The following is a 14,222-nucleotide window of genomic DNA, read 5'->3' as shown; positions in this document are numbered from 1 at the left end:
GCCGTTACCGTCAAAGCAGGCCTTCGGCGCTCATGGCTTTCCCGACCGCGTCGCGCTGCTTGTTGCGTTCGCGGTAATCGACCAGCGATTGCGGCAAGTCGACATCGAACTTGTCGGCCCAGAGCAGGGTGACGAACAGATAATTGTCCGCCACCGTCGGGCCATCACCGACGAGCCAGTCTTTTCCATCCATCAGTTTTTCGGTCAGGCGGTAGGTTTCGGCCAGCTTGTCCTTGGCCTTGGCCTGACGATCGTCCGTGTCCTGTCCGAACAGCGGGTGATAGCCGCCGTGAATCTCGGTGCCGATAAAGCCAATCCATTCGAGCAGCTTGAAGCGATCGTTGCCGGTGGGGAGCGCGTCGGTCTTTTCCGCGACATAGGTCAGGACAGCGGGGTTTTCCGTCAGCAGATCGAACTCGTCGCTGGAAACGGCCGGCACGTAGCCGCGCGGGCTGATTGAATAGAAATCGGTGCCATCCTCGGTCTGGTGCTTGCCCAGATCGACCTTCACAGTGTCGTAATCGCCGCCCCATTCTTCGAGAGCGATGTGTGAGGCGAGACTGCAGGCGCCGGGCGAATAATAGAGTTTCACGTTCAATTCTCCTTCAATTCCTATCAAAGCAACGTCCCGGTTCCCTGCTTGGTCCTGAGTTTCTGCCGTTCATTTTCAAGCCGTGAAGTTGACAGGTTGACACTGTCCTGACGGTCAGGCGATCCGATAGAATTGTGCGACCCGATCGAGTGCAAGCGAGAGCACCAGTTTCCCGCTTCGCACCGGCCATGCCAGCGCCTTTTCCGCAGCAGGCACACCTTCCCCCGCACAGGCGACGCGCCACAGGATATCGCACAGACCCGGACCTGCTTCGGCCATGGCGCCATCGAAGCGATCCTTGGCAGCAATCTGGCGTTCGGATTCCGTGAGACCATGGCCACACGATCCGTTGTCCACCCTGACCGGATCCCAGCGCATGGTGACGGATGGCGGCAATTGTGCGCGTTCGTAATCGCTGCGCAGCCGTTCCCCGGCATCGAACTGGCGATCGGTCAGATGACCGCGCGAATGCAGCCAGGTGAGCGGGCTTTCGGCAAGATTGACGGTTACGCTGCGACGGCCGGAGACTGCCCCGCCCGTGCGCCGCGGGCCTGCTGAGGTGAGTTCGCGTTCGACGAGATTACGCATCGGATTCTCCACTGTGAAAATTCCGCCTTGCGCGCTCCCGGTTCCTGTAGGAAAGTGAAAAAACCAAATCGGTTATCAAGGGGAGTGACCGAGTGATCAATCGCATCCGCGACATTCGCAAGCAGAAGGGCATGACGCTGGCCGATCTGGCCGAAGCGTGCGATCCGCCGACCACGCCGCAGACTGTCGGGCGGCTGGAGACGGGCATGCGGAACCTGTCGCTGAAATGGATGGAGCGGATAGCTGCCGCGCTGGATGTCGAAGCCGACATGCTGGTCCGCAGCGAACGGGCCGGTCATCCGCAGATCGTGGCGAAGCTGGCGAAGGACGGACCCGAAGCGCTTTCCAGAACCCGCGATGCGATCCTGTCTACCGATCTTGGCGGGGACGGTGCGCTGATGGTGCTCGACGTCGATTATCCGCATGGCGAATATCGCCCGGGCGACCAGCTCTGGCTGCGCCAGCTGGACCCGGAAGATGCGGGCCGCGCCATCAACCGCGATGTGCTGGTGCCGAAAAAGGGGGGACGCTTCGCCTTCGGGCGGCTGATCGACCGCCGCGGCGAACTGCTGGGAATACTGCCGCCCGGACAGGGACAGAAGCAGGATGTGATCAAGGATGCACCCTGGATCGCGGTTGCGGAAATGCTGGTGCGAACGCTGTGAAAACGCCCAAGACGCGCCGCGTCCTGTCGCTGTCGACGCTGTTTCCCAACCCTGCCCAGCCCCGGTTCGGCATCTTCGTGGCGCGGTCGCTGGAGGCGCTGCAGCGCGATACGCAGTGGGATGTGACCGTGATCAATCCCATCGGCCTGCCACCGGTCGCATTGGGGCGATATCGGGAACTGGCTGCTGCGGCACAGGATAGCGAAGATTTCGGCATTTCCATCCATCGTCCCGTGTTTCGCCTGATCCCCAAGATCGGCGGGAGGTTGAACCCGGCTTTGATAGCGCGCGCGGTGCTGCCGCTTGTCCGGCAGCTCCACGCGCAAAATCCGTTCGACCTTGTCGATGCGCAGTTCTTCTATCCCGATGGCCCCGCCGCGATGATGATCGCGCGCGATCTGGGGCTGCCCTTCACGGTGAAGGCACGCGGGTCGGACATCCATCACTGGGGCGCCCGCCGATATGGCCGCGACGCGCTGCTCAAGACTGCCAGGGCTGCCGCCGGCGTGCTTGCCGTATGCAAAGCGCTGGCGGACGATATGGCGATGCTCGGCATAGAGCGGGAGAAGATCCGCGTTCATTACACCGGGCTGGACAGGGACCTGTTCCGGCCGATGGATCATGCAGGGCTGCGCGCGCGGCTGGCGCAGACCTTCGACGTCCCGCTGACGAATGACGACCTGCTGCTGGTTACCGTCGGCGCGCTGATCGAGCGGAAGGGGCAGGCGCTGGTCATCAAGGCGCTGGCGCATCTGCCAAAGGGGCGGTTGCTGCTGATCGGCAAGGGTGAGGACCGGGCAAGCCTTCTGGCATTGGCCCGGGATGTGGGCGTGGCCGACCGTGTCCACATGCTCGGCAGCCTCGACCCGGCAGTGCTGCCGCCGCTGCTTTCCGCTGCCGATGCCATGGTCCTGCCGTCTGCCAGCGAAGGACTGGCGAATGCCTGGATCGAGGCGCTGGCCTGCGGGACGCCGATCGTCATTACCGATACGGGAGGCGCGCGCGAAGTAGTGACAACGCCAGATGCAGGGGTGATCGTGGCGCGCAATTGCCGCGCGGTGCGCGAGGGGATCGAGCTGGTGACCGCCCGCCCCCGCTCACCCGAAAAGGTGGCGGCGGCGGTCGATGAATTCAGCTGGGCGGCAAATGGAAAGGCGCTTGCCGCCTATTACGACACGCTGGTCTAGACGACGCCGCGCGCCTTCTTTTCCTGCTTGTCGGTCGCCGTTTCGGTGGGGACGAAGCTGTCGCTGGTCACCCCCAGCCACACGAGGATCGGTGCCGACATATAGACCGAGCTGTAAGTACCCACGAACAGGCCGAGGGTAATGCCGGCAACCATGCCGAACAGGCTGGCCGGGCCGAACAGCAGAAGCGGGATCAGCGCGACGAACAGCGTCAGCGAGGTCATCACCGTACGGGCGAGAGTCTCGTTGACCGAGAGATCGAGCAATTCCGGCAGCGGCATCTTGCGGAATTTCTTCAAATTTTCGCGGATGCGATCGTAGACGACGATAGTGTCGTTCAGCGAATAGCCGATGATCGCCAAAATGGCCGCGATGATCTGCAGACTGAATTCCATCTGGAACAGGGCAAACATGCCGAGCGTCAGACTGACGTCGTGGAACAGCGCGAACAGGGCGCCCACACCGAATTGCCATTCGAAGCGAATCCAGATGTAGAGCGCAATGGCGACCATTGCGGCGAGCAGCGACAGAAGGGCTTTCTCGCGAAATTCGCCCGAGACCTTGCCGGACACATTGTCGTTACCGTCGAGCCGGAAGTCCGAATAATCGCTCTGCAGTGTACTGACGATGTCGTTGGCCGCCGCCTGCGCGGCTTCCTTGTTGGCCGACACATCATCAGGCAGGCGCACGCGGATCGATACCTGGTTGTCCTCGCCGAAACGCTGAACCACCGGATCGCCATATCCCAGCGTCGCCACCTTTTCGCGCAGTTCGCCGACAGGGGCTTCCGCGCTTTGGGTAAAGGTTGCCCGCACTTCGAGGCCACCGGCGAAATCGACGCCGTAATTGAGGCCCTTGGTGAGAACCAGCGCCCAGCTTGCGGCGATCAGCAGGATGCTGACCGCGAAGAAGGGAATGCGCCATTTGAGGAACTTGATGTTGGTGTCGTCGGGGACGAGCTTGAGCAGTTTCATATCCTCGCCCTTCCTAAAGCAAGATGTCTTTGGGCTTGGCCTTACGCAGCCAGCCGGCGACCCACATGCGGGTCAGCGTGACGGCGGTGAAGACCGAGGTGAACAAGCCGATGACCAGCACCACCGCAAAGCCGCGCACCGGACCGCTGCCGAACAGGAAAAGCAGGACACCCGCGATGAAGTTGGTGATGTTGGCATCGTAGATCGCGCGGCTCGCCTCGCGATAACCGGTTTCCACGGCTGCCACGACACGCCGCCCGCGTTTTCGTTCTTCGCGAATACGTTCGTTGATGAGCACGTTGGCGTCCACCGCGGCGCCGATGGTCAAAACGAAACCGGCGATACCGGGCAAGGTCAGCGTCGTGCTCAGCGCCGCCATGATGCCGAGCAGCATGGCGATGTTGATGACCAGCGCGACCGTCGCATAGACGCCGAAGCGGCCATAGCTGGCGATCATCAGCAGGATGACCAGCAAGGACCCGAGCCCCATGGCGAGCATGCCGCGCTGAATCGAATCGGCGCCGAGATCGGGACCGACCGTACGTTCTTCGATCACCGCAAGGTCGACCGGCAGCGCGCCCGAACGCAGCGAAATTGCGAGCTGGTTGGCCGTTTCGACCGTGAAGCCGCCAGAAATCTGCGCTGTGCCGCCACGGATCGGTTCATTGATGTTGGGCGCCGAAAGTACCTTGTCATCGAGAATGATGGCAAAGGGCTTGCCTGCGTTTTCCGTCGTCAGCTTGGCAAAGCGGCGGCCGCCGTCGCTATCGAACTGGATCGTTACGACCGGTTCGTTGGTCTGGGCATCGAAGCTCTGCTGTGCGCCGGTCAGGCTGTCGCCACGGATGCCGCCGAGACGGCGAACGGCGAGCGACGTGCCGGCGAAGTCCGACGTTTCCGAATAGGGGAAGATTTCCGATCCGGGAGGCGCAAGACCCTGCTGCACATCGCTCGGCAGGGCGTTCTGATCGACCAGCTTGAATTCCAGCTTGGCCGTCTGGCCCAGCAGCGCCTTGAGTTCTTCGGGATCCTGCAGGCCCGGAACCTGCACCACGATGCGGTCATCGCCCTGACGAATAATGGTCGGCTCGCGCGTTCCGAGTTCGTCGATACGCTTGCGCACCACTTCGGTGGCGCTTTCCATCGCATCGCTGACCGCCGTGTTGGTCCCTTCTTGCGTAGGCGTAAGGATCATGCGATTGCCGTCTTCGACCGCCATATCCCATTCGCGGACGAGGCCGGTTCCGTTGATCGACGGCAGCAGAAGTTCGCGCGCGCGATCGATCTGGGAAGGATCGTCCAGCACGAAGCTGAGTCGTCCGTCACGAGTCGAAACGTCGCCGATGCGGATCCGCGGTTCGGCGTTGCGCATGGTGTTGCGCACGTTTTCTTCCATGTTGTCGAGGCGCTGCGTGGCTACCTGCGACGCATCCGCTTCCAGCAGGATGTGGCTACCGCCTGCAAGGTCGAGGCCGAGATTGACCATCGGGTCGGGCAGGAAGTCGGGCCAGCGTACACTGGTTGCGGACAGCAGCGAAGGCAGCGCGGCGGCGACGCATAGCAGCGTCACCACCCACAACCAGACTTTACGCCAGGTAGAAAATTCGAGCATGGAAGGTTGCGCCCCTGCTTAGTCGTTCGCGGCCGGTGTGCTGCGCGAGGACAGCACTTCACCGATCGTGTTGCGGACCGCCTTGACGGTCATGCCCTTGGCAAGTTCGACATGCACGAAATGCTCGTCCACCTTGGTGATCTTGCCGACAAGACCGCCTGCCGTAACCACTTCGTCGCCCTTGGCGAGGCCGGCAACACGTTCGCGGTGCTGCTTCTGCTGGCGCATTTGCGGACGCAGGATGAGGAACCACAGGATCAGGAGCATGCCGAGCGGCAGCACCCAGCCGGTCCATGCCGGTGCTGCGGAAGCACTTCCGGCGGCGGCGAGAATATCGATCATCGAAGGTATACCTGTAGGAAATTGCAGTATCTGTCGGGTCCGCAATTGGGTGACGCCTGCCCGCTGTTCAAGCGGCCGGGCGCCTTCCATATGCGGAAGTGCGGCGCGGTTAGCAGTATTGCGGTGCCGGGGCAACGAATTGGCGGCGAAGTACGCTTGCCATGCACAGACACGGGCCCTATAGGGCCGCCTCCACTGGTTTCGGGATGTAGCGCAGCCTGGTAGCGCACCATACTGGGGGTGTGGGGGTCGCTGGTTCGAATCCAGTCATCCCGACCAGTGGTTTCCCCCCTTTCACGATCATTTCATGCAGCGCTTCAAGTGCGTTCGGCCCTACCGCCACCCCGGTATCGGCGCGGGTCTTTGCGCGGCTGTATTCCGGTGCAGCCGGTCTAGCCAACGGATGCGCGCGCGCCCAATCGCACGATATGTTAAGCGAGTGGTGCGAATGTAAGGATCGCGTTTACCATCGCGTCGCGCGGTAAGCTTACGCAAAAACGCGTATGTTTTAACGGTTCCATTACCACTTTCCCTTAATTTCTGGCGCATGACAAAAGCGCCATTCCGCCTCGCCCTCGCCCCGCTGGCCATCGCGGCAGCCCTGATCACGACGCCTGCACATGCCGGCGGCGTAAAGGCCGGGACACTGATCGAGAACACCGCGAGCGCCACCTATGACGGTGGAGCGGGCCCGGTGACGATCCCTTCCAACACCATCACGGTAAAGGTCGACGAACTGCTCGACGTGACGGTCACGTCACGCGATTCCGGACCCGTTTCGGCCGCGCCGGGATCGGCAGTCCTGACTTTCGAACTGACCAACACGGGCAACGGGCCAGAGGCTTATACGCTTACCGCCAACCCCGCCGTGGCAGGCAACGACTTCGACACCACGGTCAATGGCATAGCGGTCGATACGAACGGCAACGGGGTGTACGACCCGGGCGTCGATCAAATGCTGACAGGGCCTGCCACGACAGCGGCAATCGCTGCCGATGCGAGCCTGACCGTCTTCGTCCTCGTAACCATTCCGGGCGGAGTTGCCGATGGCGACCAGAGCGATGTGAGCCTGCTTGCCGAAGCGGTGACCGGGACCGGGGCACCGGGCACGGCGTTCGCAGGCCAGGGTGCCGGCGGCGGCAACGCCATCGTCGGTTCAACCGGGGCCAATGCCACTGCAACCGGATCGTTGAGCGTCGGCATCACCGATGTGGACCTTATCAAATCCGCAACTGTGCGCGATCCGTTCGGCGGTACCGGCATCGTGCCGGGCGCAACCATCACCTACGCGATCCGCGCAGAAGTCAGAGGCAGCGGGTCGGTTTCCGACCTTGTCGTCACCGACGCTGCGCCCGCCGACACCACCTATGTTGCAGGTTCGCTGAAACTCGACGGGGCCACTCTCACCGACGCTGCCGACGCAGATGCCGGGCGCTTCGGCACGAGCGGAATTTCGGTCGATCTCGGCACCGTGTCGGGCGGATCGAGCCGTACCGTGACATTCCAGGTTACCATAGATTGATACTTAGCATTCGATCATAAAGGTCTGAACTATGCGTATTTTCCTCATGTTCTTTATATCGATTCTAGCAACAGCGGCGGGCACTGCTCCGCTGTCCGCGCAGGATCAGGCGATATCGCTATCAGGCAGCGTGATGCATGAAACGGTCTCACTCGACGCGTCCGGTAAAGAAGTTACCGAGCTGGTCGAGCCCAACACGATCGTCCCGGGCGATCGGCTGATCTTCGGGACGGACTACAACAATGGCAGCGACGAAGCGGTCGATAACTTCGTCGTCACCAATCCGTTGCCGCCGGCAGTACGCCTGGCGCCGGATGCCGACACCACGCTGATCGTATCGGTCGACGGCGGCAAGAGCTTCGGCACGCTTTCGCAGCTGTCCGTCATGGCCGAGGACGGCGGCTCCCGTCCGGCAGATCAGGCCGATGTCACTCATGTCCGCTGGACACTCCCCTCGGTCGCACCGGGGGAAAGCGGGCGTCTCGAATATCCAGCCATCATCCGCTGACCGGCGGACGATAACCGCCACACCTTGCGGGCGGACAGGGGAATGCAGGGTACATCAGAAGGAAGAGTAGAATGAAACGCAGCAAGCAATTGCTGGGGGCAGTGAGCACGATTGCGCTCATTGCATTCAGCGCCAGCCCCGCTCTGGCGGGGGGCAGTACCGCGGGCAGTTCGATCACGAACAATGTCTCCGTCAGTTTCGACGTGGGCGGTGTGACACAGACGGCCGTAACCGCATCCAATACCTTTACGGTCGATCGCAAGATCGACGTGCTGGTGGACTTTGCCGGGACAGCCGCAACGTCGGTCGCCCCGGGGGCTCAGAACCAGGTTCTCGCTTTCGACGTGACGAACCTGTCGAACGCCGTCGTCGACATCCGGCTGGCTGCAGCGCTCAATGCGGGCAACGCCGCCAATATCGCCAATTTCGAAGTCTATCGCGACACCAATGGTGACCGTAGCCTGAGCGCCGCCGAGCTGGCCGCAGGCCCGATCACCTATCTCGACGAAGTCGCTGCCGACGGAACCGTCGCCGTGATTGTCATCGCCGACATCGGCCTTGGTGCAGTCAACGGTAACGAATTCGACGTCGTGTTGACCGGCACCGCCCGCGAAGGCGGCACCGCCGGGACGCAGGGCGCGGCCATCACTCAGACGGCCGGGGCCAATACGGCAGGCGTCGACACCGTCTTCACCGATGGGGCGGGCACCACCGATGCAGCGCGCGATGGAGCCTATTCCGATGTCGGCAAATATGTCGTTGCGGGCGCGACCATGTCGGTCAGCAAGACCAGCCGCATCGTCAGCGACCCCGTAAACGGGCCGACCAATCCCAAGGCAATTCCGGGCGCCACGATCGAATATTGCATCGTCGTGTCGAACGCGGCCGGAGGGGCGACGGGCACGAATATCGATGTGAACGACGATCTGCCGGCTGACGTGTCCTATTTGACTGCATTCGGTATCTTCGTGGATGGCAATGCCAGCTGCGCCAGCGGAACACGGGGCGATAATCTGCCCACGCCGACGGCCAGCTACATCAGCGGTACGCACGAGATCACCGCGGACCTCAGCAACATCGCCCCTTCGCAATCGCGCTCGGTCTATTTCCGCGTCACGATCGACTGATCGCCAGCGCGACTTCCAAACAATGCGTTTCCGCTTTTCCTTCCGGCTTCTGGCAGCAGCGCTCCTTGCAGCGCTGCTGTCGGTCGTCGTGTCCGGAGAAGCCGTTCACGCACAGACGATCGACAATATTGCCCATACAAGATGGGTATTTGGCGGCGACACTTACGAAACAACATCCAATACGGTATCGGTCGATGTGGACCGATCAAAACCGGTTATCACCGTTTACCGGCCGACCACGGGATCGGGTACCGGCATATCCTATCGCGCACCGCGCTGCGATACCGCGTCGATCGCATCGGCAAGGGTTGCACAGCAAGCTGGCAATACCGATGCCGAGCTGATTTCCGCCATCGTCGAGACTTCCGACAAGGTTTCTCCCGGCGGTTCCATTCTTTTCGACGTGCTGGTTCCGGTGGCGAATATCGATCCGAGGGTAGTGGATTCGGTAGATGTCCAGGTAATCAGCAGTGCCGGGGACAGCGAACGCCTGACCATTTTCGAAACCGGCGAGAATACGGGCCATTTCATCGGCCGCATCCTCACACACCATGTTCCCCCTGCCCCGTCGGCCACGGACTGCCGGCTGGGGGTGAAGGATGGCGGGACGGTGGAAATCGAGATTCATGCGCCGGGGAGCGCGGTCATCGTTGCAACGGCGACGGTTGACGTGCTGGCGGACCCTTTCGGCGTAGTGTTCGACAGCGAAACCGGCGAAGAGATCAGCGGCGCACGCGTGACGCTGATCGATGCGGCGACCGGCCAGCCCGCCACGGTCTTCGCCGAGGATGGGATAACCCGCTGGCCTTCTACCGTTATCAGCGGACAGGCGATTACGGATGCGGCGGGCAATACATATCAGATTGGCCCCGGCGAATACTGGTTCCCCCTCACCGCGCTGGGGAGCTATCGCGTCCTGGTCGAGCCACCAGACATGTATACCGCCCCCTCGGTTGCGACCCCGGCGCAGCTTCAGCAGCTTGTGCGCGAGGACGGCAGCACCTTCGTCATAGTCGATGGCTCCTTCGGGGACAGGTTCGTCCTTGTCGACCAGGTTCCCCGCCGTATCGACATTCCGCTCGATTGGTCGGGCGGCGCAGTGACGGTCGCGAAAACAGCGTCGCGCGACCGCGCCGAGCCGGGCGATGTGATCTTCTATGCGATCACAGTGCAGAACCCCGACGCTTCGCGCGTGAAGCGCAATGTCGTGCTTGTCGACACCCCGTCACGCTGGTTGAGGTTCCGCCGCGACTCGGTGCGGGTCGACGGCGCGAGTGTCGAGGACGCAGCGCAGTTCTCGGCAGATGGGAGCGAGTTACGGATCGAACTCGGCGACATCGCCGGCGGTGCTACGCGCCGCGTAACCTACGCCATGACCGTGCGCCCCGATGCGCCGCCGGGCGATGCCGAAAATCGCGCTGTGGCGATCGACTCTCTCGGGCGGGAAATCATTGCCGGCACCAGCGTCGAAATCGAACGCGAGGCAATTGCGAGCCGAATGACCATCATCGGGCGCGTGACTGCAGGCGATTGTTCGCTCATCGACTCTCGGCGCGGCATTCCGGGCGTGCGTGTCATGCTCGAAGACGGCAGCTTTGCAATGACCGACAGCGAGGGGCGCTATCACTTCGAAGGCGTCGTGCCGGGCACGCACGTGGTTCAGGCTTCCCGCATGACGCTGCCCGAGGGCGGCGAATTCGTTAATTGTCATCGCGACACGCGCAACGCGGGCAGCGCAACGTCGCGCTTCGCCATTGGGCAGGGCGGATCGCTTGTCGTCGCAGATTTCCATGCGCGCCTGCCTGAAAACGCCCTCCCTTCGGCAGTCGAGGAGGTCGTCGAGACAGGCGAGGACGAAGCGGACGCGGAGCGCGAAGGCGACGTCGTGCCTGAAGCAAACGGCCCGGCGACCGACTGGATCGCCCTGGGCGATGGCCCCGATGGCTGGCTGACCCCCGAAATCGGTCACAATCCACGTGCCCCGGCTATTCGCGTCGCGATCCGGCACCGCAAGGGACAGAAAATCGCGCTTCGTGTCGACGGCCAGCCTGTAAGCGGCCTCAAATTCGAAGGCACCCGCGAGGCAGAGGCCGGCAAATACGCTGTGAGCCAGTGGCGCGGCATTCCGCTGAAGCACGAACGCACGATGCTGAGCGCAGACATCATAAACAGCTTCGGCGAAATCAACGAGACGATCGAGCGCGAGGTCTTCTTCACCACCGCTCCCGCGAAAGTCGAACTGGTACCCGAGCTGTCGAACCTCGTGGCGGACGGGCGTACACGGCCCGTGGTTGCCGTGCGCGTGCTCGATCGCAACAACCGGCCCTTGCGCGAAGGCGTGGCCGGCGAGTTTACGCTCAGCGCCCCCTATCAGAGCGCCGAACAGATCGAACGCCAGCAGCTCGATCAACTGACCGGCCTCGAAGCGAGCTCGGCCCGCTGGGTCGTCGGCGGCACCGACGGGATTGCGCTGATCGAACTTGCCCCGACCATGGTGAGCGGCTCGGTCCGGCTCGACTTCCGGTTCGACGATGGCGAAATCGTACGTGAACAGGAACTCGAGACATGGATCGTGCCCGGCGACATCGAATGGACGGTGATCGGTCTCGCCGAAGGGTCTGTGGGCGCCCGGACCGTTGCCGAGAACATGGAACGCGCCGGGCGATTCGACAACGATCTTGGGGACGAAGCACGCGTGGCCCTTTATGCCAAGGGCCGCGTGCTCGGGAAATATCTCGTCACCCTCGCCTATGACAGCGCGAAGCAGGCCGAAGACCAGCGTGTGCTCGGTACGCTTGATCCGGACGCTTATTACACGGTGTTCGGCGATGCTTCGACCCGCCGCTTCGACGCGGCATCGCGTGAGAAGCTTTATCTGCGGGTGGAGACGGCCACGTTCTATGCGCTTTACGGCGATTTCGAAACCGGCTTCGACCAGACCCGCCTTGCCCGGTACAACCGCACCGCAACCGGCGTGAAGGCGGAAGCGCGGCTGGGCCAGTTCCGTGCGCAGGGTTTCGCAGCAGAAATCGCCACCCGCTTCCGCAGGGACGAAATCCAGGGACAGGGCATTACCGGACCCTACCGCCTCTCGAGCCGCGGTCTGATCGCCAACAGCGAAAAGGTTGTGCTCGAAGTTCGTGACAGGTTTCGTTCCGAACTGATTGTTTCTTCTAAGGAACTGGTCCGCTTCATCGATTACGACATTGATCGCCTATCCGGAACGATCACGTTCAAGGAACCCGTTCTCAGCCGGGACTTCGACCTCAATCCGCAATTCTTGGTGGTGGATTACGAGATCGACGGATTCTCCGATGGTGAACTCAATGCAGGCCTTCGGACCGATTGGACTGCGCCGGGCGGCGCCGTGCGCATCGGTGCGACTGCCGTGACGGACAAGGGTGACGGATCGCGAACCGACATGGGTGCTGTTGATCTGCGTGCCAGGTTCGGCGACAGCACGGAACTGCGTGCAGAAGTCGCTGCGAGCCGCCGCGATGGAGAGACGTCTACCGGCTGGCTGGTCGAAGCACAGCACCAGACCGGATCGGTCGACGTGATCGCCTATGCCCGCTCGCTCGACGCAGAATATGGAGTCGGCCAGCAGAATGGCGCCGAGCAGGGTCGGCGCAAGTTCGGCACCGATGCGCGGATCAAGCTGGGCGAAAACCTCTCGATCCTTGGCAGCCTGTGGCAGGATGACAGCCTCACCGATGACGGCCGCCGCCGGGCAGCGCAGATCCAGCTGGGCTATACGACGCAGACGAGCGACCTGCGTTTGGGCATCGCGCACTTCGCCGATCGCCTGGCCGATGGCACACGCAATGATTCAACCGTCCTCGAGGGGGGCGTTACCCAGCGCCTGCTCGACAACCGGCTCGAGCTGAGTGCATCCACCAGCATCGCTCTGGACAGTGCGGAATCAATCGATTTACCGGCGCGGCACCGGATTGGTGCCCGATATGCGCTGACAGAGAATGTCCGCATTGTCGGTCTTTACGAGTTGGCGGACGGTGCCGAGATCGACGCGCGCACTATAAAGGGCGGGCTTGAGGTGACCCCATGGGAAGGCGCGAAGGCCGTCACCTCGCTGGGCCGGCAGGACATTGGCGAATATGGCAATCGCAGCTTTGCCGCCTTTGGCCTGGCCCAGTCGCTTCAGGTAACGCCTGCCCTGACGATCGATGCCACGATCGACGGCAATCGCACTCTGGGCGGCAGCACCACGGTTTCCGACGTCGTCAATCCGGCTCAGCCCGTGGCTAGCGGGGGGCAACTGGGACAGGACGGCACGCTGTTCGAAGACTTCAACGCCGTCACCCTTGGCATGGCGTGGCGCAAGGATCGGTGGAGCGCCACGGGGCGCGCCGAATATCGCGATGGCGAATTCGCCGATCGCAAGGGCCTGACCCTCGGTGCGATCCGCCAGCTGGGCGAAGGCAGCATCGTCGGATCGGGCTTTACCTGGACGGAAGCGAAAGCCGACAATGGAGCTGCAACCCAAATCATGGACGCGGCGATTGCCATCGCGCACCGTCCCGCCGAATCCGCCTTCGCCTTCCTCGGAAAGCTGGAGTTTCGTAGCGATGAAGTCACCGATGCCGTGGCCGGTGAAGCAGGCGCTGCAGGCAATACGGCATTGCTGGTGGACGGCGATGCCAAGTCCAGCCGCCTGATCGCCAGCCTTTCGACCAACTGGTCGCCACAGGGACGGGATGCGAGCGGCCAGATGGTCCGTCGCCACGAATTCGGCATTTTCATCGGTGCGCGGCACAATTTCGATCAATTCGAAGGTTACGACTATGCCGGCACCACGCTGCTGGGCGGCCTCGATGCAAAGTTCGGCCTTGGCGAGCGTTTCGAAATCGGCGCGCGAGGCACGGTTCGCAAAGGTCTGGAGGACGGCCTTACGAGCTATGCCATCGGTCCGAACGTCGGGTTCAGTCCAGCGGACAACGCTCTGATAACGGTGGGCTACAATTTCGCAGGTTTTCGCGACCAGGATTTCTCGGCGGCGCGCGAAACCGATGAGGGATTATACGCCTCGATCCGGATCAAGTTCGATGCCGATACCTTCTCCTTCCTCGGCCTGGGCCGATAGGTGG

The 14,222-nt window shown here is 62.4% G+C and carries 11 protein-coding genes and 1 tRNA gene; 7 read left to right on the top strand and 5 right to left on the bottom strand.

The features are described from left to right. Nucleotides 1-10 precede the first annotated feature (10 nt). Both ACIGGE_RS16815 and ACIGGE_RS16810 read right to left on the bottom strand, forming a co-directional pair. Nucleotides 11-592, bottom strand: coding sequence for a glutathione binding-like protein (locus ACIGGE_RS16815; RefSeq protein WP_397491185.1), 582 nt, complete (start codon nt 590-592; stop codon nt 11-13). A gap of 114 nt (nt 593-706) precedes the next feature. Next, nucleotides 707-1,180 (bottom strand): DUF6456 domain-containing protein, encoded by a 474-nt coding sequence (locus ACIGGE_RS16810; RefSeq protein ID WP_397491184.1) that lies wholly within the window; start codon nt 1,178-1,180, stop codon nt 707-709. 92 nt (nt 1,181-1,272) lie between these two features. Between ACIGGE_RS16810 and ACIGGE_RS16805 the strand changes: the two genes are divergently transcribed. Then, on the top strand, nt 1,273-1,845 hold the full coding sequence (locus ACIGGE_RS16805) for a helix-turn-helix transcriptional regulator (protein ID WP_222828795.1): 573 nt from the start codon (nt 1,273-1,275) through the stop codon (nt 1,843-1,845). After that, a complete protein-coding gene (locus ACIGGE_RS16800) occupies nt 1,842-3,032 on the top strand; it encodes a glycosyltransferase (RefSeq protein ID WP_397491183.1) in 1,191 nt (396 codons plus the stop codon). Before ACIGGE_RS16805 ends, ACIGGE_RS16800 begins: the two co-directional genes overlap by 4 nt. On the opposite strand, the gene secF is transcribed toward ACIGGE_RS16800, so the two are convergent. Genes secF through yajC form a run of 3 tightly spaced genes read right to left on the bottom strand, consistent with a single transcriptional unit; the run spans nt 3,029 to nt 5,960 of the window. Next, nucleotides 3,029-4,006 (bottom strand): protein translocase subunit SecF, encoded by a 978-nt coding sequence (gene secF / locus ACIGGE_RS16795; RefSeq protein WP_397491182.1) that lies wholly within the window; start codon nt 4,004-4,006, stop codon nt 3,029-3,031. The genes ACIGGE_RS16800 and secF overlap by 4 nt on opposite strands. Before the next feature lie 13 nt (nt 4,007-4,019). Continuing rightward, entirely contained in the window at nt 4,020-5,618 is a 1,599-nt protein-coding gene (gene secD, locus ACIGGE_RS16790; protein ID WP_397491181.1) for a protein translocase subunit SecD, read from the bottom strand. An 18-nt stretch (nt 5,619-5,636) separates the two neighbouring features. Beyond that, entirely contained in the window at nt 5,637-5,960 is a 324-nt protein-coding gene (yajC, locus tag ACIGGE_RS16785) for a preprotein translocase subunit YajC (protein WP_103025153.1), read from the bottom strand. Nucleotides 5,961-6,162: 202 nt separating this feature from the next. Between yajC and ACIGGE_RS16780 the strand changes: the two genes are divergently transcribed. From ACIGGE_RS16780 to ACIGGE_RS16760, 5 genes are all read left to right on the top strand, one after another. Continuing rightward, a tRNA-Pro gene (locus tag ACIGGE_RS16780) sits at nt 6,163-6,239 on the top strand. 268 nt (nt 6,240-6,507) lie between these two features. Further along, nucleotides 6,508-7,482, top strand: coding sequence for a hypothetical protein (locus ACIGGE_RS16775; RefSeq protein WP_397491180.1), 975 nt, complete (start codon nt 6,508-6,510; stop codon nt 7,480-7,482). A gap of 31 nt (nt 7,483-7,513) precedes the next feature. Then, nucleotides 7,514-7,990 (top strand): hypothetical protein, encoded by a 477-nt coding sequence (locus ACIGGE_RS16770; RefSeq protein ID WP_397491179.1) that lies wholly within the window; start codon nt 7,514-7,516, stop codon nt 7,988-7,990. Nucleotides 7,991-8,061: 71 nt separating this feature from the next. Next, nucleotides 8,062-9,117, top strand: a complete 1,056-nt coding sequence (locus ACIGGE_RS16765; protein WP_301641397.1) for a hypothetical protein — start codon at nt 8,062-8,064, stop codon at nt 9,115-9,117. Nucleotides 9,118-9,139: 22 nt separating this feature from the next. After that, on the top strand, nt 9,140-14,218 hold the full coding sequence (locus ACIGGE_RS16760; RefSeq protein WP_397491178.1) for a hypothetical protein: 5,079 nt from the start codon (nt 9,140-9,142) through the stop codon (nt 14,216-14,218). Nucleotides 14,219-14,222 lie beyond the last annotated feature (4 nt).

This window comes from Qipengyuania sp. NPDC077410 (assembly GCF_044543405.1).
Classification (GTDB): domain Bacteria; phylum Pseudomonadota; class Alphaproteobacteria; order Sphingomonadales; family Sphingomonadaceae; genus Qipengyuania; species Qipengyuania pacifica.
Note: the sequence above shows the minus strand (reverse complement) of the source record. Positions and strands in the feature narration are given on the sequence as shown.

Bases quoted from the DNA above. Each gene is read 5' to 3' on its own strand.
- ACIGGE_RS16770 (WP_397491179.1), top strand. From the start codon at position 7,514: ATGCGTATTTTCCTCATGTTCTTTATATCGATTCTAGCAACAGCGGCG.
- secD (WP_397491181.1), bottom strand. From the start codon at position 5,618: ATGCTCGAATTTTCTACCTGGCGTAAAGTCTGGTTGTGGGTGGTGACG.
- ACIGGE_RS16775 (WP_397491180.1), top strand. From the start codon at position 6,508: ATGACAAAAGCGCCATTCCGCCTCGCCCTCGCCCCGCTGGCCATCGCG.
- ACIGGE_RS16810 (WP_397491184.1), bottom strand. From the start codon at position 1,180: ATGCGTAATCTCGTCGAACGCGAACTCACCTCAGCAGGCCCGCGGCGC.
- secF (WP_397491182.1), bottom strand. From the start codon at position 4,006: ATGAAACTGCTCAAGCTCGTCCCCGACGACACCAACATCAAGTTCCTC.
- ACIGGE_RS16765 (WP_301641397.1), top strand. From the start codon at position 8,062: ATGAAACGCAGCAAGCAATTGCTGGGGGCAGTGAGCACGATTGCGCTC.
- yajC (WP_103025153.1), bottom strand. From the start codon at position 5,960: ATGATCGATATTCTCGCCGCCGCCGGAAGTGCTTCCGCAGCACCGGCA.
- ACIGGE_RS16760 (WP_397491178.1), top strand. From the start codon at position 9,140: ATGCGTTTCCGCTTTTCCTTCCGGCTTCTGGCAGCAGCGCTCCTTGCA.